This window comes from Vibrio sp. HB236076 (assembly GCF_040957575.1).
In the GTDB taxonomy this organism is placed as follows: Bacteria; Pseudomonadota; Gammaproteobacteria; order Enterobacterales; family Vibrionaceae; genus Vibrio.
This window is the reverse complement of the sequence record NZ_CP162602.1, coordinates 640790-662046: the sequence shown is the minus strand read 5'-3', so window position 1 is coordinate 662046 and position 21257 is coordinate 640790. Positions and strand designations below refer to the sequence as shown.

The following is a 21257-nucleotide window of genomic DNA, read 5'->3' as shown; positions in this document are numbered from 1 at the left end:
CCTTAGCCTGTGATGGCCGATGCTTTTCACAATGGTTATCGATACAAGATTCATCTCTCGATGAGAATTTGATTTACAAACAAACAGGCACACGTGGCCTAATGGTAAAAGACTATGACTGATACTCGCGTTCATATTACTCCACACATGCACTGGGACCGTGAATGGTATTTCACCACGGAAGAGTCTCGCATTCTCCTTGTCAACAACATGGAAGAGATCATGACCCGTTTGGAGAATGATCCCGATTACAAATATTACGTTCTCGATGGCCAAACGGCAGTCATTGAAGACTACTTTGCCATCAAACCGGAAAACAAAGAGCGCGTTCGCAAGCTGGTACAAGCCGGAAAATTAATCATCGGCCCTTGGTACTCTCAAACGGACACCATGCAAGTTTCAGGTGAATCGATCGTGCGCAACATGATGTACGGCCTTCGTGACTGTCTTGAACTTGGCGAACCGATGAAAATTGGCTATTTGCCAGATTCATTTTCGATGAGCTCACAACTGCCCGCCATTTATCAAGGCTTTGGTATTCGTCATGCTATGTTCTGGCGCGGCTGCTCTGAGCGTCACGGCACTGACAAAACCGAGTTCGTTTGGCAATCCAACGACGGCAGTGAAGTCATTGCTCAAGTACTGCCTTTGGGTTATGCGATTGGTAAATACTTGCCACAAGACGAAGCCGGCCTGCGTGCCCGCCTAGATAAATACTTCCCGGTATTAGAAAAACCATCTGTCACTAAAAATATCTTATTGCCAAACGGCCATGACCAAATGCCGATTCAGCAAGATATTTTTGAGGTCATGGACAAACTCAGAGAGATTTACCCAGACAAATCGTTCCACATGAGTCGCTATGAAGACATCTTTGCCCTTCTAGAAGAGCAAAGAGAGAAATTGGATACCATCAAAGGCGAGTTCAACGATGGTAAATACATGCGTGTTCACCGCACCATTTCTTCAACTCGTATGGATATCAAACTCATCCACGCTGAAGTGGAAAACAAAATTGTTAATATTCTAGAGCCGCTTGCGTCTATCGCTTGGAAACTGGGTTTTGAATATCACCACGGCCTGATTGAAAAAATGTGGAAAGAGAGCATGAAAAACCACGCTCACGACTCGATTGGCTGTTGCTGCTCAGACAAGGTTCATGCCGAGATCTTAAACCGTTACATCTTAGCCGACGACATGGCCACCAACTTGATTAACTTCTACAAACGTAAAATTGTTGATCATATGCCAGCCAAAGAAGGTTGTGACAAACTGGCCCTGTTCAACCTTATGCCTTATGAGCGCGAAGAAATCATTAACACCACAATTACGATTCGCGCTCAGTCTTTTGATCTCTTTGATGAAGATGGCAACCAGGTTGAATACTTTATCCAAGATCAGCGCGAAATTGACCCAGGTAAAATTGACCGTCAAATCGTTCACTATGGTAACTACGACCCATTTGTTGAATACGACATTCAATTTAAATACACCGTACCTGCGATGGGCTTTACCACTTTACACATCAAAGGCAATGAGCGCGGCCTGCTCAAATCGGCCGAGTCAGGCGACAATGTATTAGAGAACGAGTTTTACCGCATTAATGTCAATACCAACGGCACGTTAACCATTCTCGATAAAGCCTCAGATCATGTTTATGAGCAAGCACTCAAAATCGAAGATGGCTCTGATGATGGCGATGAATATGACTACTCTCCTTCTCGTCGTGAGTGGCTTCTGTATTCCGATGAATGTCAACACACCATCGAGATTGATCACCAAGGCTTCCAGTCGGTGGCGTCAATTCAAGCTCGTATGCCTGTCCCTGCGGATTTAGCGGAGCGTGAAGCGGGAGAAGAGAAAAATGGTTATGTCGACATCGATTGCCAAGTGACGCTAAAACAAGGTTCACGTCGCATTGAAGTGCGTATGGAGCTCGACAACCAAGCCGATGACCACCGTGTGCGCGTGTTAGTGCCAACGCCATTTGTTTCGAAAACCGTGGTCGCTGATAACCAATTTGGCTTGATCACTCGCCCAACTGACGATGCCGAAATGGCGAACTGGGAAAAAGACGGTTGGAAAGAAGCCCCTGTGCCGGTTTATCAGTTGATGAACTTCGCCGCAGTCGAAAACAAACAAGGCGGTATCGCTGTTATGACCAATGGTCTGAGAGAGTTTGAAATCATCTCCAGCCAAGGCAACCAAGAGCGTGACACCTTTGCCTTGACACTGTTTAGAGGGGTTGGTGTCCTTGGCAAAGAGAATCTTCTGCTTCGCCCTGGACGCCCGTCTGGTATTAAGATCCCAGCGCCAGACTCGCAAGTACGCGGCAAAATCGTGTGCGAATTTGCGTTATTTGGCTTTAAAGGCGATCACCTCTCTGCCAATGTCATGGCAGCGGCACGTGAGAACGTCACCCCAATTCAGTGCTACAACAAGATTCCGTACAACGCGATGAAGCTCAACGTCGGTGAGCAAAACTTACCACTGTCCTACAGCTTACTGAATAAGTCGATTGACGGTGCGGTACTGAGCGTATTGAAGAAAGCCGAAGACCGTGAAGCCCTGATCTTACGTGTCTATAACCCATCAGAAACAGATACGATTGCCGATAGCGTCGCTTTCACTAGCCCAGTGACACAATGGCAAGAAACGCAACTGGATGAAGCTCTGCTCGAAACTGCCGTCGACAGTCAATCGTTTGGCGAATTAAAACCGTGCCAAGTGAAATCGTTCCAAGTTAAATTTTAACCCAAACTGGCACCGCACTACTGCGGTGCCAAGGTAAGTCAAATGAAGATTGTAATCGCACCTGACTCCTTTAAAGAATCGCTCAGTGCCAAGCAGGTTTGTGTCGCAGTGGAGCAAGGCTTCAAAGCCATTTACCCAGAGGCTGACTACCTTCACCTGCCCTTGGCCGATGGCGGTGAAGGGACGGTCGAAGTACTGATGGCACAACTCGGTGGTGAGTGGCAAACCAGTTGCGTTGAAGGCCCGAATGGCGAACTTGTGTCTGCGCAATGGGCATTGCTGGATAAAGGCAAAACCGCTTTGATTGAAATAGCGGCCGCCTCGGGGCTTGATTTACTGCCCATCAGTGAGCGTAACCCTATGATCACCTCGACCTATGGAACCGGCCAAATTATCCGCCAAGCCCTTTCCCTTGGCGTGGATAAAATTGTCCTCGGCTTAGGAGGCAGTGCCACCAATGATGGCGGTGCCGGCATTATCGAAGCACTTGGTGGACGGTTACTCGATGCCCAAGGTCAAACGTTACCCAGAGGCGGTGCAGCCTTGTCGAATCTGGCCGAAATCGATGTCACCGATCTCGATCCTCGCTGCCAACACGTCGAGTTGATTGTGGCGTGTGATGTCGATAACCCGTTGTACGGTCAACATGGCGCCAGTGTGGTGTTTGGCCCACAAAAAGGGGCGACGGCTGAGATGGTCGATGCTCTCGACATCGCCTTAGCCGACTTTGCCAGTGTGGCACAACTGCATACGTCTTTTGACCCCCATACCACTAAAGGGTTTGGCGCTGCAGGCGGCACACCACTGGGGCTTTCTGTCGCGTTTGATTTACAAATGGTGGCCGGTATAGACATGGTGCTTAGCATGCTCAATGCCAAAGACGTCATCGCCGGCAGCGATTTACTCATCACCGGTGAAGGGCAGATGGATCACCAAACCGTACAAGGCAAAACCCCCTGGGGCATCGCCTCACTGGCCGCAGAACTCGCCATCCCCGTGATTGCGATTGCCGGTTCCAATGGACGAGATCTGACGCCTTTGTATTCGAAAATAACCGCTGTCTTTGACAGTGTTCGCTCACCACAAGCATTACCCCAAGTTTTGGCCGAAGCTGAAGCCAATGTTATCCGCACTTCGCGCAACATTGCTGCCACACTTCGCCTTGGCCAGCAGTTGTCGTAGAGGCTCATTATGTCTGATTTATTATTTAAGCTCGATAACCCCATTCAACACTATTCGTGGGGCAGCCAAACGTCGATTGAAGAATTGTTTGGCATTGCCAACCCAAGCGGTGAACCCCAAGCGGAAATGTGGATGGGGGCTCACCCCAATGGCTGCTCAAAAATCGCCGGAACCGATGCGCTGATCTCAGAGATCATCAATCAAGATAAAGCGGCGGTTTTAGGCACTTATACGTCAAGCCGTTTTGGCGAGTTGCCTTTTCTGTTTAAGGTATTGGCCGCTAAAACCCCACTTTCGATTCAGGTACACCCCAACAAAGCCAATGCCGAAATAGGCTTTGAGCGAGAGAACCAACAAGGGATCCCTTTAAACGCTGCCCATCGCAATTACAAGGATCCAAACCACAAGCCTGAACTGGTTTACGCGCTAACCTTTTATAAAGCTATGAATGGCTTTAGACCTATCAAAGATATTATTAGCCTATTCGAACAAGCCAAGATAGACAGCCTGCAAAGCAACATCGAAGCCTTAAAAGCGGCGCCGGGTAAGCAGCAGTTACAGAGTTTCTTTTCGGCGTTAATGACCTTGGAAGGCGAACGTAAAAGCGTGGCGTTAGAAGAATTAAACCGCGCTATCGACAGTAAGGTGACTTCGTTTATGGCGCGAGAAGCCTTGCAATACGCGCGCTCATTTCGCGAGCACTACCCAGGGGATATTGGTTTATTTGCGCCTTTATTTCTCAACACCATTGAACTGGCACCAGGTGAAGCGATGTTTTTACACGCAGAAACCCCACATGCGTATGTCGAAGGGACTGCTTTGGAAATCATGGCCAATTCAGACAATGTGCTTCGAGCTGGTTTAACTCCTAAGTACATTGATGTGCCAGAGCTGATCGCCAATACAAAATTTGTCAGTATTGAACCTCAGGACTTAAAATTAGCTCCTGTAAATAAACAAGGTCGCTTGAGTTACCCGATTCCGGTTGATGATTTTGCCTTTGAAATCGTGACCGTAGAGCCGATGGAAAACACCTTGTTTGTGCGCAGCGCCGAGATTCTCTTTTGTATTGAAGGGGAAATTACCGTCGATCACCCAACCAAAACCATCACCTTAAAAGCGGGTGAATCGATATTGATTAACCACCTTGCAGAGCAGTATCAATACCATGGCCAAGGGCGCTTAGCACGAGCGTTTAATTAGCCATTAGCACTGAACTTTACTCTGGTTAGCGATCGGCCAGAGTAAAGACCATTTTGAGAAGCAAATAACAACCTGTTCATGGTTTCAGTTCAAATGTCGATCCGTCATTTGGTTATTGGTTACTGAAATGATGTAAAAAAACCTCTGCGACGCAGGGAAAAATAAAAGGTCTACCCTACCTGGTTATTTGCTTCTCACCCTTTGTGAACAAAAATTCCCTTTCCAATTTGATTCAATCGTGGCCTTCGCGGCATATCACATCAATTAAACATTGGCGACATACCAAAACCGCCTTGATTAAATAAAATCACCGCCACCAGCATTAACAACAGCCCTGCCGCCATACGCAGCCAAGGCCATATGTTAATGCGCGTCACACTTGAGTCTTTTAAATAGAAGCGGACAAATTTACGTCCCGATACAGTCATCAGCGCAATGCTTGAGGTCGTGATGGCCGTGCCGACGGCCATTAAAAAACTGCTGACCACGCCCAACCAATAGACATCGGCCAAATTGGCAAAAAACAACACCAAGACTGCGCCGGTACACGGCCGCAAGCCAATACTGATCACCATGGCGGCGTACTCTTTAAGTGTGGTGGCCTGATTGAGCTCGTCGGCGGAGGCTAAGTGTTTGTGACCACAGCCGCAGTCTGCACTGTGGTGGTGGTCATGTTCACCGTGATGGTGGTTGTGAGCATGATGGATTTCGTCGTGACTATGCTCTCCGTGATGGTGATGGTGATGGTGATGGTGATGGTCGTGAGTATGATCTGAAGCGCGGCCGCGGCGCCATTGCTTTATCCCCTGCCATACAATGTAACCACCGAGCAAAAACACCCCGGCATAACTGGCGTGGAAGAACTGATTAACCACGCCATTTAAGTGGCGCATCGACGCTTCAAGCACCAATAAGACGCCTGTCACTAACACAATCGCCGTCACCGCTTGCACCAACGCCGAGATGATGGTGATATAAAGTCCGATTTTGATTTTGGTATTGTGGGTGGCCAAATAGGTACTCACCACCACTTTGCCGTGACCAGGCCCCAATGAGTGGAACATGCCATATAAAAAGCTAATTTGCGCCAATTGCCACATGGATTCGCGGTTTTGATGGGTGAGATAGAGCAACTCACTCATTTGATTGACCAGTTGTTTTTGCCATTGGAGCGAGGTAAGCAAAATCGTTGGCCATTGCCACCATATGCCATAACCGGCCGCAACAAGGGCGATTAAGGCCACACTTTGCCATATCACCTTAAAAGCTCGTTTGGTTTGAGCAGGGGCTATCGGCGCCGCTGAGTCGGCCTCTTGGTGGGGAGATTCAGATTTAGAATGAGAAACGGACGACATAACAGATTCCTTTGCCAGCCTTAAGATGGCTCACAGGTGATTTTGGCAGTTTGAGTGAAGAGTTGCCCCAGCGCGTCGTCAGGGTCGGCGTCGGCGGGAATCGACATCGCATAACTGACTTGTTTGGGCGTTGGATTGGGCTCAATAATTTGGGCCTGGCAGTGAGAGCGCAACGTGTCTGATAATTGCAATGGGTGCTTATCGTCCCACGACATGTCAACGTAATACGTTGGATCAAAGATTTTGAGGGTGAGCGAGTTGCCATTAAAGGGATACGGCTTGACCAAGGGCAAATCAAAGCGCAATGTCGCTTTGCCTTTGTCCATGGTGAGAGTGGCGGTGTCGACTTGTTGATAGCGGATCGGCGTTTTGCCATCAGGCTCAAAAAAGTAGGTAAAGTAGTGGCTCGACAGCATATTATTGATCACAGATAAGGCCACCTTGTGCAGGGTTTGCTCGCGCTGACTGGCAGACATGTCTTCACCATCAAGCATGTAGGCCGTGGTCATTGGATCAAAAGTCCACGCCATATGAAACCCCGTAATCGATTGGCCATCTCCTTCAATCGTAGTGGTGGTGTCAATCCAAGAGTGTGGATGAGCCCAAGCCGTGGTTGTCTTCATCACTAACACCATGAGGGCGCCGCAAACGCTGCCCTTTTTAAACCAATACCCCAAACTCATATTCACCACATTAAAAAATAAAACTAAACGTTAGGTATTTTTCGACACCTCTCGAGCGATTTTGTTCCTTTTGAGCCATACCAACTCACGTTAAAATGGGTTGGGTTTCCATCTTGTTCCCCAACCCGTTATTGGCTTACTTTTTCATGCTGGTTACCATGACTTCCACGTTGTGTTTAAACGCATCGGCATAAGTATCGGCCTCTTCTCCTGATTGAGATAAAGCCTCTGGGAATAACTCACCGCCGTGTTATGCGCCGCTGGCTTTGGCAATTTGCTCAACTAATCGCGGGTCGGTTTGATTTTCAATAAAGTAAGCCGAAATATGCTCTGACTTGAGTTGATCGATGAGCTCAGCCACGCCTTTTGCACTGGCCTGGGCTTCTGTTGATACACCAACGGGTGAGAGAAAACTCACGCCATAAGCCTCGCCAAAATATCCGAAGGCATCGTGACTGGTGAGGACTTTGCGTTTCTCTACTGGAATCTCAGCAAATTCGCTTTTCGCCCACTGGTCGAGTTTTTCTAACTGCTCGATATAAGCCTGCCCTTTAGCTTTGTAATAGTCCGCGTCTTCTGGGTCAGCTTTGATGAGCGCATTCATGACATTGCGGGCATAAATCGCACCATTTTTCGCACTGTTCCACGCGTGTGGGTCGATAAGATGCTCACCGTCTTCTTCCATGGTTAGCGTCGTGACACCATTGGACATTGTGACAACGTCACCTTGATAACCCGACGCAGTCACCAAGCGATCCATCCAACCTTCAAGACCCAGTCCGTTGATAAACACCACATCGGCTTGTTTGAGTGTGACGCTGTCTTTGGCCGCCGGCTCAAAAGTATGCGGGTCGCCATCAGGCCCAACGAGCGTGGTGACGTGAACATGCTCACCGCCCACTTGCTTAACAATATCGGCCATCACAGAAAAGCTGACCACGGTATCGAGGTCTTTCGCCATCACTGCGGGAGTTAACGCCGCGCTCGCCGACAGCGCCAAGATTGATTTTTGCCAAACCTTCATTCTTTATTCCTTTATCATTTTATGTAAAAAACCGCTTTTTCCTAAGGGAAAAACACCTTTGTGCGTGCCAAACAGCACCGAGATTAAAAAGGCGATAGTCGCCACTAATACAATCGCGGGACCGGCTGGAATCGATTGATACCAAGACCATGTCAAACCAATACAAGCACTAAAAAAGCCCACCAACATCGCCACTATCAACATCACAGGTAAGTGATTTGACCAACAACGCGCGGCAATGGCCGGTAACATCATCAGTCCGACGGTCATCAAGGTACCCAAAACCTGAAATCCGGCGACCAGATTCATCACCACCACCGCCATAAACACCGCTTGTATCACGGTAGGTAAACGCCGTGCCCGCAAGGTGAGAAAAGCGGCATCAAACGACTCAAAGACAAGAGAACGATAAAAAATGGCCAATAAAATCACCGTAAATGTGCTGATAAGGCCAATAAACATCAAGGATTCGTTGCTCACCGCCAGGAGCGAACCAAACAGTAAATGCAGTAAATCGATACCGGTACTGCGCAGAGAAACCAACGTTACCCCAAGGGCCAATGAGCCAAGGTACAATCCGGCAAACGCGGCTTCTTCGTGTAATTTTATTGCTCGGCTGATAACGCTAGAGAGCAATGCCACCAAAAGCCCCGCGATAAAACCGCCCAGTCCCATGGCCAATAACGACATACCAGAAAGCAAATAGCCGATCGCCACGCCCGGTAAGACCGCATGAGAAAGCGCATCACCGACTAGGCTCATTCTTCTGAGCAATAAAAAGACCCCCAGTGGCGTCAGGCTGACAGAGAGTGCCAGGCAAGCAATTAACGAACGGCGCATAAAGCCAAATTCGATAAAGGCATCAAGGACGTGCAAGTTCAAGCTTTTGCTCTCCTGGGTTAACTAATGGTGACGGTGTACCCATTGTGCTGGTGTGGCCATAATGCGGCAGCAAGGTAGCGGTTTTTCCCCATTGCACCAAGTCTTGCTTTAGCATCAGTAAGTTGGGGAAAAACGCCTCGACCATCTCCATATCGTGCAATACGACGATTAAGGTTTTTCCACCTTGATTCAGTTGTTCGATTAACGTCATCAAGGCTTGGCGAGTTTGGCAGTCGATGCCAACAAAGGGCTCATCCATGATCATCACTGGGGCATCTTGTACCAGTAAGCGAGCAAACAGCATGCGTTGAAATTGCCCGCCCGACAAAGTATCGATGGTGTTGTTGGCTAAGCGCTCGATACCCGTTTTGACCAGCGCTTGGTGTACGCGTGCAGACTGCACTCCTTTTAACGCGCGAAACAACCCGGTTTGTGGCCAACAGCCCATCGCCACAACATCAAAGACACGGATTGGAAAACTGCGGTCGAGGTGCGCGTGCTGTGGTAGGCAAGCCATTAGGTTTTCTCTGGCTTTGGCGTAGTGGATTTGGCCAGAAAGTTGCGTATTACCTTGTGTCAGTGCTTGAATAAGCGTTGATTTTCCGACGCCATTTTCCCCGACAATCGCGGTGAGGCTACCAGGTTCAAAGCGCCCTGAAATAGGCGGGGTCAACGGCGTGTTTTGATAGCCGAGTACCACCTTGTCCAGTTGTATCATGGCAGCAATACCGCCCAGTATATGGCTAACCATAAAATGGCGACCACTGGGGTGATCAAAGCGATACGCCCCAAGGCAGAGTGAGATAAGGGTCTGAATATCAATGGAAAATGAAAAGATGTGGCGACTTTATTCATTGGTTTTATCAAGTCTCTCAAATAACAATTAGTATGTTATAACATAACAATAGCGCCAGAACAAATCGCAATTTTATATAAAAATGATCGCTTATATTAGCTTGCTATTGATCTTGATGAGTGCCGTGCAGTTGTTGCGTGACAAAATCCAAAAAGACCTTAACGCGCTTGGGTTGATAACTGCCGCCTCGGTAAAGTGCGTTGAGCGGATAGTCTAGGGTTTTAAAGCCGATATCCAGTTTTTGTAAGACGCCTTGTTTGACATAGGGTGCCACGACAATATCGGGTTGATAACTGGCGCCAACACCGGAGAGAGTCAACTGCCGAATCAGTCTCGGACTGTTGCTTTTTAACACTGTACGTACGGCGATGCGGTTTGAACTATGACTTAAGGCGTTGGTTAGAGGCCATCGAGCATGTGGGTGTAGGTTGCTATCGATAAGACAGGGTAATGGGGCGTTATTTGCTCGATGATCTTGGGCTAATTGCGGCGTAGCATACACTGAGCTGTGTAGCGACAGGATCTTTCGATAGCGAAAATTGGAGTCGGCCAATTCACTGGCACGAAACGCGATATCGATCCCCTGCTCGACTAAGTCGAGTTTTTGGTTGGTGACGATAATGTCAATCTCAATGTCTGGATAGCGAGCGTGAAACTCGGGCAGCATTGGGCTGAGCAGTTCTTCAGCAAACCCTTGGGAGGCAGTGATGCGCAAAGGGCCAGCAGCCTTAGTATGGTCGACGTTGAGTTGATGGTAGAGCTGATCAAACTCAGACAAGACCTGTAGCGCTTGGTGATAGTAGGCTTGGCCTGATGGGTTGACCGACAGTTTTCGCGTGGTGCGATGAAACAATTGCACGCCCAGTTGCTCTTCAACCCGATTCACGTATTTGGAGGTCAAAGATTTAGACATACCTAAACGCTCTGCCGCTGCCGTGAATGATCCTGTCTCAATCACGGCCACCACTGTTCTCATTCCATCAATAGTATCCATAAATTATCAACATATTGGAAATTATCATTCCATGTTAGCGGGGTTTTTCTTGTTGGCAAGTTGTTCTTAAATATCGCACAGACCCTTGTTGAGGAAAAAACCATGATGACACTTTACTGGCACCCTTTTTCAGGGCATGCCCACCGCGCGCACCTGCTCTTGACGATGCTTGAATTGGAGTTTGAGCTCGTGACGGTTGATTTGCCTGCTGGCGAGCATCAACAACCGGCCTTTTTGGCGTTGAATCCGTTTGGTCAAGTTCCGGTGTTGGTCGATGGTGACCAGGTTATCGCCGATTCCAATGCGATTTTGGTGTATCTGGCCAGCCAATATGACACCAAGCAGCAATGGTTACCGAGTTCGCCAACCGTTCGCGCCCATATCGAGCAATTTTTGTCACTCGCCGCTCACCGTTTAGCGGGCTCAATCGCGAAACTGCGTGCGGCGAATTTGTTCGCTCGCGATATAGACAAAGCCCCTCTCACCCACGATGCCAACAAACTGTTAAGCCAACTGGAACATTACCAAAATGATCGCCACTGGTTGGTAGGGAGCATCCCGACGATTGCCGATTTGGCTTTGTACGCGTACATCAAGTTGGCGCCGGAGGGGGGTGTGACTTTGGCCCACTACCCCAACCTGCGAGCTTGGCTGACTCGCGTAGAACACTTACCCGGCTTTGTGCCGATGGCGCAATCAAACGTCGGGTTGTGTGAGGGAGTATGACGTCTCTTTAGCCACCGAACTTTGTGGTGGCTAAAGCGAATAATACTCTTACGTCAGACATTGGTACTCAGATTCAGTAAAACGCTTCGCAGCATTAGGCACACATAGGCTCTGCGCGAATTTATAATGAAGGAGGGATCGCTCCATGCGCTTTTGAATGTTTTAGAATCACCGAGGTTCTGAAATATTTCACACTGTCATCTTTGTGTAAGACTCGGTGAGTGAAGTCATCAAAAGCCTCGGTATCGGTAGATAAGACATGTAACACAACATCGTGATCACCCGTCACAACCCAAGAGTTCAGCACTTCCGGTTGCTTATTCACTCTGGTCAAAAATTGATTGACGATAGCATTGTGATCTCTCTCGAAGGTGACCATGACGAGCATGCTCAATGGCCATCCCATATTTTTAGGGTTAACGATAGCCACTTCACGTTCAATCACGCCACTGTTTCTCAATTGCCTCACTCGACGGTAGCAAGCTGGCTCTGATAGACCGACTTTTTCTGCGACCACACTCATTGGTGCTTTTGCATCGTTCTGAAGTTGCTGCAAAATTTTCATGTCTAACGCGTCCATATCGTCAAGTCCTTTATTTCCACAATATCGATAAATATTATCAATTTACCAGCTAGATTAACGAGATTTAACCAGCAATACTGATAAATTTTATCTCAGTTTACGATTACTTTGACGAGATAAACTTATGCGCTTTTCATCAACCCAGTTCGATACCACCACAGCCGTGATCGCGGTGGTTATTGCTATGCTCTCCATTACTGCAGGGGCTTCTATTGCGAAATCCATGTTCTCGACTCTAAGTCCTGAGAATGTAACGGTGCTTCGTCTGAGCATCTCCGCCATCATTTTGTTTTTTGGTCTGAAAGCTTGGCAAGTTCGCTTGAAAAGACAAGAGATACTTATCGTGTTTATTTACGGTGTCGCGATAGCAGGGATGAATCTCTTTTTCTATCTGGCCATTAAAACCGTTCCCGTTGCCATTGCACTTGCCGTTGAGCTAACCGGCCCTTTATGTGTGGCGGTTATCTTCTCTCAGAATCGCTCTGACTACCTGTGGGTACTCTTCGCTGCCATAGGTATTTATCTGCTCATACCATCGTCATCATCGCACAGTGAGTTAGAACTGACAGGGTTATTTTATGCCCTCGTCGCGGCATTTTTCTGGGGAATGTACATTCTGGTGGGTAAAGAAGTGGGCCAATGTTATGGCAGTAAAGCGCCTGCTCTGGGTTTGATCTTTGCTTCTTTATTGGTCATTCCCTTTGGAGATAGCCTGCCGTTTGCTTTGATGAATACAGAGGTCGCCTTGTTAGCCTTGGTTATTGCTCTCCTATCCAGTGCCGTTCCTTTGATGTTGGAGATGTTTGCTCTGCGTAAGTTGCCGACCAATAGCTACGGAGTGTTGACCAGCGGGGAGCCGGTAGTTGGAACCATAGTGAGCTTTTTCATTCTGGGAGAGCAGTTAACGATTATGCAGTGCTTTGGTATCGGAATCATTGTTTTAGCCTCGATGGGGACACTGCTTTCCCCATCTTCGAGTCGTAAAACGGTAAAAGCAAGACAGTAGGCCTAACATTTTAGTGGTATGGTGAATTAGGTAACCTGATTAAAGGTGGTTAAGGTCCTCCCATAACATGACAGAAGCGATTAACAGGACACTCACTGATTTCAACCGCTCAAAGCCTTTCATGCCCCGCTGCTCTTTAACTGTCACACCTGTTCCAGCCTGCTCACACAGCCTTTGACTTACTTGCACACTGTGTTGAACGGTTCTGGGTTTACTCCTCTCACCACGTTATTTTAATTGGGTAATGAGATCCGCCAATTTACTCAATTGCTGACCCGACTCATCAAAATTGCCTGCAGCAAGCCAAGCTTGATAGGCAGACTTTAACGCCGCATATTCACTGTCGAGAAGCGAGTACCAAGCCGTATCTCGATTACGCCCTTGAGTCACTTGCAACTGGCGGAACACACCTTCAAATGTAAAACCAAAACGTTGCGCAGCGGCTCGAGATGGCTTGTTGAGTGAATCGCACTTCCACTCTAATCGCCGATACCCAAGTTCTTCAAACACATAAGCCTGTAACAGTGCCATGACTTCGGTTGACATGGGTGTCCGCTGCATTCTTGGCGAATAAACCACATGGCCAATTTCTATTACGCCATTCGCGCTGTCAATGCGCATCAAAGCAACTGTCCCCACCGGTTTATCGGTGGCATTATCGATGACCGTGTAATGGAATGGATCGCTTTGCTCTTGCATACCCATTAAGAATTCACGATATTCCTCACAAGATCCAAATGGCCCGTATGGCAGATAAGTCCAATGTCGAGCATCGGGGCTATCTTGAAACGCGTCATAGAGCGCTTCAACATGACGAGCGGTATCAAGGCGCTCTAAACGGCAAAATTGTCCTGTCAGTGTTGTTTTCTCAGGCAGTTTTGCTGCTACCCATCCCGTCAAGTCTCTACCAATAGGCTGCTCAAATTCATTTAATCGCACAGACACTTCCCTATCCTGTGGTTTGTTTTTTTAATGTAGTGATACCAACTTAACGCTATTTAATGAATATTGACAGAACAACCAGGGATTTTTTCTCATCGATTTCCATGCTGCCATTCACTTTTCTTTGGCCATATTCAGCCTGAATAATTGAGCGGCCTAACGCATTAAATGTGTCGGCTAGGTATGCTTGTAGTTACACCGTGATGTACATGATCCTTCACTGTCGATTCATCGCTAATTCCAACGCTCGCCTGCAGAGGGCAAATTGTTCCAGGTTCACTTGCGCTCTTAGCTCACTAAAGGGTTGGTCATCAAACACCGGGGGCGCTTGTAGGGTGGCAAGATTTGCCGACAGAGTTTTTTTATTTCTTTTTAAAAGATTATGTCGGCAACTGGTGCCGCCCGCGTAGTCGGCAACCCTTGCCGCCTCCCCCCGGCAATCGGTTCCTGCTTTTACTGACTCAGTATCATATGAGGTGTGGCAAACCGTGCCGCTGCTTACTCGCTCAGTTTCATTGACATACCGGTAACCGGTGCCACCGCCTTGTGGATAAGTCGACGTTTGTCGGTTTGAGACTTGCTGAGATTGACTGGGATTTGAAGCGGTTTTAAGGCCATTGTCAGAGCGCTCTGCCCCAGTCCATTGAGCAGATTGTGCATCAACACTTTGACGTGATTTGGCTGGTAAATCGAGGCTTTTCTTGCTCGGTAAATCAAGGCTTTTAACAACGCTGTTGGCCTGGCTGGGTTCATCACTTTGATGCATTTGTTCGAGATAGGCCTGCTCGATTTTCTGCTCGTTCAAAAAGTAAAAATTGCTGCGCTGACCACCTTTGCCATTGGTGCGGTTTTGAATTTCTATCCAACCATGCTTAACAAGATAAGTTAGCTGATTGCGCACCGAGCGCTCTGAGATTTCGCACTTAGCCGCTAAGTAACGATGAGAGGGAAAGCACACGCCGTTGCCATTGGCGTTATCGGCCAGTTTCAGCATTACGAGCTTACTCATACCCGTGCCAATTTCGATGCAAAACACTTTTCTTAACAGTGGATTAGACATTGTTTTACCTCACTATTTGGGGGACTTGATAAGTGTTGTTCAAGGTGGGCAATTTGTCGCGATGGCTTTTGAGTGGTTTGACGAGATTTGGACGGTGAGTCAAACAAATCTCGTTCGAGTGAAAAATTGGTGTGATAAGCATCAACATTTTCGTTCACAAAATGTGATGTTACTCGCTGGTGATAAAGACTTCTATTGCTGTTTTTTTTGTTGCTTAGTTGATTTTTCACCAAGAGCTCCACTGACGGCGAGACTCATGAGACGACGAAATCTCGGGCACTCCAAATGACTCGGAGCCTGGCAAGCGGCGGCGTGCTTTAAGCCATCTCGCATGGCGGTTAACTGTTGAATGGTATGATCGAGCTCATTGGCTTTTTGCAGCAAGAGCGTGCGTTCAATGCGAGGCTTATCTTGCGTGCCTAAAATGCCGGCGATTTCGTCTAACGAGAACCCGGCAACACGCCCCAATGAGATCAATTCCAGGCGCTCTATAATATTGTCGGCAAACACTCTGCGGATCCCTTGCCGACCAACAGAGCGGATCAAGCCTTTTTCTTCATAAAAGCGCAACGTCGATGCAGGAATACCCGATTTTTTGGCGACTTTAGAAATGTCCATACAACCCTTGACTTAAAGTGAACTTGAAGTTGTAAGCTAGCACAACGATAAAATCAACACCAGCTAGGGAACCACTATGGGACATCTGTTTTTTGTCATTTTGATCGGGATCGGCGCCACGGCCGTTATGGATTTGTGGGGGGCAATCAGAAAGCGTTTACTCAATATTGCGCCAACCAATTGGGCCATGGTTGGACGTTGGGTCGGCCACCTGGGGCAGGGTCAATTTCGCCATACTGCTATTGCACAATCACCGCCCATTCGTTTTGAGCGATTCATTGGGTGGACGGCGCATTATGTGACTGGGGTTGCCTACGCCGCACTCTTAGTGATGATCTGCGGATCAACGTGGATTACAGCGCCATCAATTGGCCCTGCACTTGCCTTCGGTATTGCCACCGTTGTCGCGCCCTTTTTTCTCTTACAGCCCGGTATGGGCGCCGGTGTGGCAGGCTCTCGAACGCCCAACCCTAACGCGATTCGATTGCACAGCGTAATTAATCATGCTGTGTTTGGCTGCGGGCTGTTTCTCTCGGCACTGGCGCTGCAATGGGTACCTGTTTAGTCGATGTTAAGCATATTAAAAAACGCCGCTCTGGTGAGCGGCGTCATTATTACACCAAAACAAACCCCAATACCGAGGCGTGAGCTAAGCCACGGCACTGGTGTCCTCATGACGGTCTAACGTGCTCGGCGCGATAGACGATACCACCCCATCGCCTTGAAAATACAAACGCTTATCACAATAGCGCTCAAGCTCTAACTGACTGTGACTGACCAAGATCAACGCACAGCCAATCTCTTGAACGCACTCCATCAACAGCGCCATGGTCTCATGGGCGATGTGCGGGTCTAAGCGCGTGGTCGGCTCATCGGCGATCAACAGCTTAGGCTTTAACAGCAGCGCGCGTAAAATCGCCACCCGCTGCAACTCACCGCCCGACACTTCACTGGGCAATCGCGACAACACATCGGCTTTGATCTGCAATCGCTCGCGATAATCCTCAATGGTTTGAGGGTCGATATGGTGTAGCTGACACACGTCGTCAAGTTGACGCTGTAACGTAAATTGCGCCGAAAACGACTGCGGCGGATCTTGATACAATTTGAGTTTCTGACCCAGACCAAAAGTGACGTGATTGTCTATCGAACCAGATAACGGCGCTTTTAACCCCAACAGCAAATCGCACAAGGTGGATTTGCCACAGCCACTGGCGCCCGATAAGCCCAAGACTTCCCCTTGCTTTAGCTCAAACGAAAGATCAGTAAACAGCGTCGACTGGCCGTAGCCCATCTCGAGTTGATTGGCGGTGATCACCACCTCACCGAGCGGCTTTTTCACCTTCTGATTGAGGCCAACTCGCGGATTGAACAGCATCGCGGTGTAATCGTCCGTCGGCTGGTTTTTTAGCTCATCAAACGTTTTACCTTCTGCGACCCACTTGCCTTGCAGCAAAACATAGATTTTTCCGCCAAGGGCTTTCGCCACGTCTAAATCATGAGTGATGGTGATCAAGCTGCCCTGTTGTTTGTGCGCCAAAAGTTGCTCTATCACCTGCTGCTTACTCTTGTCATCCAAACCTTTGGTCGGCTCGTCGGCAATCAACAACTTGGCCCCTGCCGCCGTCGCTGCCAAAAAGGCGCTGCGCTGAGCCATACCGCCAGAGAGTTCAACCGGGTATTTCTCGGTATGCTGCGCTAAACTCAAAGTGTCAAACGCCTGCTCAGCCAAAGTATTGCTGGGCGATTTTTTGCGGCCCAATACCCACTGGTGAACCTCAGAGACTTGTTGCTTGACCTTCATTAACGGGCTAAGCGCTAAACGCGGCTCTTGGGGTAACACCGCCATCTCTTTGCCCCACAAGGCTTCACGCTCTTTTTGAGGCAAAGACAACAACGCCTGACCATTGAGTACGATATCCCCTTTGGCGTAAAACCCCTTGGGTAAATCCCCCAAAATGGCTTTGCTAAAGAGACTTTTACCCGAGCCGGTTTCGCCTAAAATGGTAATGGCTTCACCGCGGGCAAGCATCATAGAAATCGGCTCAACGAAGGTTTTCTCACCTTGATGTACCGACACAGACGTTAGGGTTAATTCACTCATTGCTCACGCCCTTTCGATAAAAAGTAAAAGCCAAAAATCAACAGCATCAGCGCAACGATGGGCTGAACCAATACCCAAGGTGCGACCTGATAATAGCGAAAGAGCTCCACCATCATCATGCCAAGCTCAGCATGAGGCGGACGCATGCCCACATACAAAAAGCCAAGCGCGGCTAACGCTAAAACCGCATTGGCGGCCCCAAAACAAGCCAGCGTGAAAATATCGCGCTTTAAGTAAGGCCAAACGTGCATGCGAAAGCGATACCAACGACCAAACCCCAATAAGGTAGCATTTTCAAACTCATCGGCGCGGGTTAAGCGCTGAGATTTGTTTCTCATCACGCGGAAAAAATCCGCCCACATGGTCAAGGCAATACCACAAAATAAGAAGGTCACGGAGCCAGGAATAAGCGCGGCAAACAGCAAGACTAACACCAAACCAGGCATCGCCATCACCATATTCATCAACACCAAGCTCACGCGATCGACCCAGCCGCCATACCAGCCCGATAACACGCCAAGCACCACACCAAAGACACCGGCGAGCGACACACTGGCCGCCGCCAGCAGTAACGAGTTGGCGATGGCATCGGCTAAGCGGGCCAAATTACTGCGACCAAAGTGATCGGTGCCCAGAGGCTCACTACTGCTTGGCGCCATAAAGGCATTATTTAGATCTTGAGTGGCGATATCAGAACCCGATAAAAACTTACCGTATAGCGTAAACACCACCAATAAGCACAAGAGTGCCAAGGCTGCAATTTGCTTGTTAGTGAGTCTCATGATGCTGACTTCTCCTGTCTTACCCGAGGATCTAAAACGTATTGACACACATCAATCAAGGTATTGATCGCCACAAACAACAAGCCCATCACCAACGCCGAGGCTTGGATGACAGGAATATCACGAGAAAAAATCGCGTGTGATAAAGCATGGCCAATACCCGGCCAAGCAAATAAGGATTCGATCATCACGATCCCTTCAATCAAACTGATCGCTTGTACGCCCAAAAAAGTAATGATCGGCAGGGTGACGTTCGGGGATAAATGATGCTGCTCGGCTTGCTTGTCACTCAGACCTTTATAACGGGCAAAACGCATGAAAGTCGCGCCAAACACTGCGTGTGCTTCGTTGCGGATCATCTGATTCGACAAGGCCGCCAACGTTAATGCTAGGGCAATACTGGGCAAAATAATGTGCTGTGGCTCGCCAAACCCGGTGACCGGAAGCCAGCCCAATTGATAGCCAAACACGATCATTAAGATCAAACCCACCAAAAACACCGGCATGGAGCGAAACAGCACCGAAAAGCCTACCGCCAATTTATCGACCCATTGGTAAGGGTATTTTCCCGCATGCAGACCCAAAGGGAATGCGACCAATAAAGAAAGCACAATCGCCGTCGCCGCCAACATAAAGGTGTACGACAAGTGATGACCGACGACCGACGATACCGCTTCCCCACTGACTAATGAATGACCCAGATTAAACTGCACCAAATCCACCAGCCAAGACCAGTATTGCTCGAAACCGCTGCGTTCTAGACCTAACTCAGCCCGCACCGCTTCTGCCGCCTCTTGGTTAACGTAATCATAGCCATAGCGCTCGGCGGCAATTTTATATGCCATGTCGCCAGGTAAAAAACGCATCATTAAAAATGTCAGTGTGCCGACCGCCCAAGCGACAAAGCCGGCTTGAGCGAATCGGTTAAGTAACAACTTAATCATTAAACTGCACGGCCTCGAGACGGTAGTTTAGCTCAAAAGGATCCAAGACTAATCCCGATAGATTGCGATTTACCGCGTTGTGCTGAGTACTGTACGCCACGGGGATCACCGGTAAATTGTCCGCCAAAATTCGAGCGACATCTTGCTGGTATTGATTGCTGTCTTGTTTTGGCGAGCTGATCAGGCTTTCAAGATGGTCACTCAAGGTGGCATTACTCCAATTCATGTGTCCCCAGTCACTGCCTTGCGGTTGACTAAAGTCACTGTACAACAAAGGCAAAGGCGTACCGGCCATGCCAAAGTTACGCGCGATCACCGCCAGCTCTAACGAACCATCATGGTGGCCAGAAGGAATGGCACTGGAGTTTTCAATCGACACATTGACTTCAATACCCACCTTGGCCAACTGGTTTTGCAACGCGGTGGCAATCAGAGGAAGCTCAGGGCGATTGGCATAGGTGATCAGGTTTAAACGAAAAGTTTCACCGTCTTTTTCCAACACGCCAGCCTCGTTTAACTGCCAACCTAATTGCGATAACAAGGCTTTGGCTTTCGCAATATCTTGCTGCTCGGCGATATCGTCTAAATGCCATGCCGCTTGGTTGGTATTAAACAGCTGATAGGCTTCACTGCCTGGGGCAAACAGCACAGAGTTAGCCATACCTGAGCGATCTAAGGCAAAACTGATCGCTTGACGGGCACGAACGTCCGCCAACAATGGGTGCGTATTGTTGACTTTGACTAAAATAGTACGCGGTAAATTGACACTCTCCACCACCGTGTTGTCATCCTCAGCTAAAGACTGCTTACTGATGGCATCAATGGAATAGGCAATATCGGCTTGGCCACTTTGTACTTGCAAGGCTCGGCTTTCTGAGCGATGACCGGCTTGATATTCGACGCGCTCAATACTCGCCACTTGCCCCCAATAGTCGGCAAACTTAGTCAAAGTCAGCTTATGGGGCGCCACCATAGAGGCAATGCTAAAAGGCCCCGTGCCATTAAGTGTAGTGATGTTACCGGCTTGATCGAAAGCGTCCGCCGACACCACGCCTAGAGTGAAGTGCGCCAAGGTGCTCAGCAAAGGCTGATAAGGCGATTCAAGCTCGATAATCACCTGATTGTCTTGTGCGCGAATGGCAGTGATCGGCGCATTTTTAATGATGCCGGGCTTGGCCTTAGCGTGGTTAAGAGACACCACAACATCATTGGCGGTTAACGGTTTACCATCGTGAAAACGCACCCCATCGCGAAGGGTAAATGTCCATTGGGTGCCCGTATCATTTTGGCTCCAACGGCTCGCTAAGACTGGCTCGATGGAACCGTCTGGGCGCAAGCCGGTTAACGATTGAGTGACGCCTAATCGGCTAAAGACACTGCCGTCTTTAGAAAGATCGACACCGTGAAATTCAAACGGGCCAGAAACCACTAAAGTCTTGGGGTTTTCATCACCAGAAAGCGATGTCCAGACAAAAAAGCCGCCCAACGCGGCGACCAACAAGAGAAGTATTTTTTTCATGACTAATGAAACAGTGAAAGATAGATTGGATTGATATGTT

The 21257-nt window shown here is 48.6% G+C and carries 19 protein-coding genes and 1 pseudogene; 6 read left to right on the top strand and 14 right to left on the bottom strand.

What is annotated here, in order from left to right; genetic code table 11:
• The first annotated feature begins 114 nt into the window (after positions 1-114).
• From mngB to manA, 3 genes are read left to right on the top strand one after another with little or no spacing between them, the layout of a single operon-like run.
• On the top strand, positions 115-2754 hold the full coding sequence (gene mngB / locus AB0763_RS16265) for a mannosylglycerate hydrolase (protein WP_306099500.1): 2640 nt from the start codon (positions 115-117) through the stop codon (positions 2752-2754).
• Positions 2755-2796: 42 nt separating this feature from the next.
• Positions 2797-3936: a glycerate kinase gene (locus tag AB0763_RS16260; protein ID WP_306099499.1), complete on the top strand. Its 1140-nt coding sequence runs from the start codon at positions 2797-2799 to the stop codon at positions 3934-3936.
• Positions 3937-3945: 9 nt separating this feature from the next.
• A complete protein-coding gene (gene manA, locus AB0763_RS16255; RefSeq protein ID WP_306099498.1) occupies positions 3946-5139 on the top strand; it encodes a mannose-6-phosphate isomerase, class I in 1194 nt (397 codons plus the stop codon).
• A 260-nt stretch (positions 5140-5399) separates the two neighbouring features.
• Here the strand turns inward: manA and AB0763_RS16250 are convergent, their stop codons facing one another.
• The 6 genes and pseudogenes from AB0763_RS16250 to AB0763_RS16225 all read right to left on the bottom strand — a co-directional run bounded on the left by AB0763_RS16250 (position 5400) and on the right by AB0763_RS16225 (position 10933).
• Complete coding sequence (locus AB0763_RS16250; RefSeq protein WP_306099497.1) at positions 5400-6494, bottom strand: nickel/cobalt transporter; 1095 nt, start codon at positions 6492-6494, stop codon at positions 5400-5402.
• 20 nt (positions 6495-6514) lie between these two features.
• Positions 6515-7129, bottom strand: coding sequence for a DUF1007 family protein (locus AB0763_RS16245; protein ID WP_306099543.1), 615 nt, complete (start codon positions 7127-7129; stop codon positions 6515-6517).
• Between the two features lie 184 nt (positions 7130-7313).
• Positions 7314-8201 (bottom strand): annotated as a pseudogene (locus tag AB0763_RS16240) (metal ABC transporter substrate-binding protein).
• 3 nt (positions 8202-8204) lie between these two features.
• Entirely contained in the window at positions 8205-9041 is an 837-nt protein-coding gene (locus tag AB0763_RS16235) for a metal ABC transporter permease (RefSeq protein ID WP_368644285.1), read from the bottom strand.
• Positions 9042-9063: 22 nt separating this feature from the next.
• On the bottom strand, positions 9064-9834 hold the full coding sequence (locus AB0763_RS16230; protein ID WP_306099494.1) for a metal ABC transporter ATP-binding protein: 771 nt from the start codon (positions 9832-9834) through the stop codon (positions 9064-9066).
• Between the two features lie 208 nt (positions 9835-10042).
• Positions 10043-10933, bottom strand: coding sequence for a LysR family transcriptional regulator (locus AB0763_RS16225; RefSeq protein ID WP_306099493.1), 891 nt, complete (start codon positions 10931-10933; stop codon positions 10043-10045).
• Positions 10934-11035: 102 nt separating this feature from the next.
• Between AB0763_RS16225 and AB0763_RS16220 the strand changes: the two genes are divergently transcribed.
• Positions 11036-11659 carry a glutathione S-transferase family protein gene (locus tag AB0763_RS16220; RefSeq protein WP_306099492.1) on the top strand — a complete coding sequence of 208 codons (624 nt, stop codon included), beginning with the start codon at positions 11036-11038 and terminating at the stop codon, positions 11657-11659.
• 121 nt (positions 11660-11780) lie between these two features.
• Here the strand turns inward: AB0763_RS16220 and AB0763_RS16215 are convergent, their stop codons facing one another.
• Positions 11781-12239 (bottom strand): Lrp/AsnC family transcriptional regulator, encoded by a 459-nt coding sequence (locus AB0763_RS16215; RefSeq protein ID WP_306099491.1) that lies wholly within the window; start codon positions 12237-12239, stop codon positions 11781-11783.
• A gap of 127 nt (positions 12240-12366) precedes the next feature.
• Between AB0763_RS16215 and AB0763_RS16210 the strand changes: the two genes are divergently transcribed.
• Positions 12367-13248, top strand: coding sequence for a DMT family transporter (locus AB0763_RS16210; RefSeq protein WP_306099490.1), 882 nt, complete (start codon positions 12367-12369; stop codon positions 13246-13248).
• 228 nt (positions 13249-13476) lie between these two features.
• Here AB0763_RS16210 and AB0763_RS16205 read toward each other — a convergent pair whose 3' ends face one another.
• The 3 genes from AB0763_RS16205 to AB0763_RS16195 all read right to left on the bottom strand — a co-directional run bounded on the left by AB0763_RS16205 (position 13477) and on the right by AB0763_RS16195 (position 15868).
• Positions 13477-14193, bottom strand: coding sequence for a GNAT family N-acetyltransferase (locus tag AB0763_RS16205; protein WP_368644147.1), 717 nt, complete (start codon positions 14191-14193; stop codon positions 13477-13479).
• A 214-nt stretch (positions 14194-14407) separates the two neighbouring features.
• Positions 14408-15250 carry a helix-turn-helix domain-containing protein gene (locus tag AB0763_RS16200; RefSeq protein WP_306099488.1) on the bottom strand — a complete coding sequence of 281 codons (843 nt, stop codon included), beginning with the start codon at positions 15248-15250 and terminating at the stop codon, positions 14408-14410.
• Between the two features lie 192 nt (positions 15251-15442).
• Positions 15443-15868 (bottom strand): helix-turn-helix domain-containing protein, encoded by a 426-nt coding sequence (locus AB0763_RS16195; RefSeq protein WP_306099487.1) that lies wholly within the window; start codon positions 15866-15868, stop codon positions 15443-15445.
• A 76-nt stretch (positions 15869-15944) separates the two neighbouring features.
• Here AB0763_RS16195 and AB0763_RS16190 point away from each other — a divergent pair, with 76 nt between their 5' ends.
• The gene (locus AB0763_RS16190) at positions 15945-16433 is read left to right on the top strand and encodes a DUF2938 domain-containing protein (protein WP_306099486.1); all 489 of its coding nucleotides are present in this window, start codon (positions 15945-15947) and stop codon (positions 16431-16433) included.
• Between the two features lie 84 nt (positions 16434-16517).
• On the opposite strand, the gene AB0763_RS16185 is transcribed toward AB0763_RS16190, so the two are convergent.
• The 4 genes from AB0763_RS16185 to AB0763_RS16170 are packed head-to-tail and all read right to left on the bottom strand — an operon-like array spanning position 16518 to position 21217.
• Complete coding sequence (locus tag AB0763_RS16185; RefSeq protein WP_306099485.1) at positions 16518-17972, bottom strand: ABC transporter ATP-binding protein; 1455 nt, start codon at positions 17970-17972, stop codon at positions 16518-16520.
• On the bottom strand, positions 17969-18754 hold the full coding sequence (locus tag AB0763_RS16180) for an ABC transporter permease (protein WP_306099484.1): 786 nt from the start codon (positions 18752-18754) through the stop codon (positions 17969-17971). Before AB0763_RS16180 ends, AB0763_RS16185 begins: the two co-directional genes overlap by 4 nt.
• Positions 18751-19698 (bottom strand): ABC transporter permease, encoded by a 948-nt coding sequence (locus AB0763_RS16175; RefSeq protein WP_306099483.1) that lies wholly within the window; start codon positions 19696-19698, stop codon positions 18751-18753. Before AB0763_RS16175 ends, AB0763_RS16180 begins: the two co-directional genes overlap by 4 nt.
• The gene (locus AB0763_RS16170) at positions 19691-21217 is read right to left on the bottom strand and encodes an ABC transporter substrate-binding protein (RefSeq protein WP_306099482.1); all 1527 of its coding nucleotides are present in this window, start codon (positions 21215-21217) and stop codon (positions 19691-19693) included. Before AB0763_RS16170 ends, AB0763_RS16175 begins: the two co-directional genes overlap by 8 nt.
• Positions 21218-21257: the final 40 nt, after the last annotated feature.

Bases quoted from the DNA above. Each gene is read 5' to 3' on its own strand.
- mngB (WP_306099500.1), top strand. From the start codon at position 115: ATGACTGATACTCGCGTTCATATTACTCCACACATGCACTGGGACCGT.
- AB0763_RS16260 (WP_306099499.1), top strand. From the start codon at position 2,797: ATGAAGATTGTAATCGCACCTGACTCCTTTAAAGAATCGCTCAGTGCC.
- manA (WP_306099498.1), top strand. From the start codon at position 3,946: ATGTCTGATTTATTATTTAAGCTCGATAACCCCATTCAACACTATTCG.
- AB0763_RS16250 (WP_306099497.1), bottom strand. From the start codon at position 6,494: ATGTCGTCCGTTTCTCATTCTAAATCTGAATCTCCCCACCAAGAGGCC.
- AB0763_RS16245 (WP_306099543.1), bottom strand. From the start codon at position 7,129: ATGGTGTTAGTGATGAAGACAACCACGGCTTGGGCTCATCCACACTCT.
- AB0763_RS16235 (WP_368644285.1), bottom strand. From the start codon at position 9,041: ATGCGCCGTTCGTTAATTGCTTGCCTGGCACTCTCTGTCAGCCTGACG.
- AB0763_RS16230 (WP_306099494.1), bottom strand. From the start codon at position 9,834: ATGGTTAGCCATATACTGGGCGGTATTGCTGCCATGATACAACTGGAC.
- AB0763_RS16225 (WP_306099493.1), bottom strand. From the start codon at position 10,933: ATGGATACTATTGATGGAATGAGAACAGTGGTGGCCGTGATTGAGACA.
- AB0763_RS16220 (WP_306099492.1), top strand. From the start codon at position 11,036: ATGATGACACTTTACTGGCACCCTTTTTCAGGGCATGCCCACCGCGCG.
- AB0763_RS16215 (WP_306099491.1), bottom strand. From the start codon at position 12,239: ATGGACGCGTTAGACATGAAAATTTTGCAGCAACTTCAGAACGATGCA.
- AB0763_RS16210 (WP_306099490.1), top strand. From the start codon at position 12,367: ATGCGCTTTTCATCAACCCAGTTCGATACCACCACAGCCGTGATCGCG.
- AB0763_RS16200 (WP_306099488.1), bottom strand. From the start codon at position 15,250: ATGTCTAATCCACTGTTAAGAAAAGTGTTTTGCATCGAAATTGGCACG.
- AB0763_RS16195 (WP_306099487.1), bottom strand. From the start codon at position 15,868: ATGGACATTTCTAAAGTCGCCAAAAAATCGGGTATTCCTGCATCGACG.
- AB0763_RS16190 (WP_306099486.1), top strand. From the start codon at position 15,945: ATGGGACATCTGTTTTTTGTCATTTTGATCGGGATCGGCGCCACGGCC.
- AB0763_RS16185 (WP_306099485.1), bottom strand. From the start codon at position 17,972: ATGAGTGAATTAACCCTAACGTCTGTGTCGGTACATCAAGGTGAGAAA.
- AB0763_RS16180 (WP_306099484.1), bottom strand. From the start codon at position 18,754: ATGAGACTCACTAACAAGCAAATTGCAGCCTTGGCACTCTTGTGCTTA.
- AB0763_RS16175 (WP_306099483.1), bottom strand. From the start codon at position 19,698: ATGATTAAGTTGTTACTTAACCGATTCGCTCAAGCCGGCTTTGTCGCT.
- AB0763_RS16170 (WP_306099482.1), bottom strand. From the start codon at position 21,217: ATGAAAAAAATACTTCTCTTGTTGGTCGCCGCGTTGGGCGGCTTTTTT.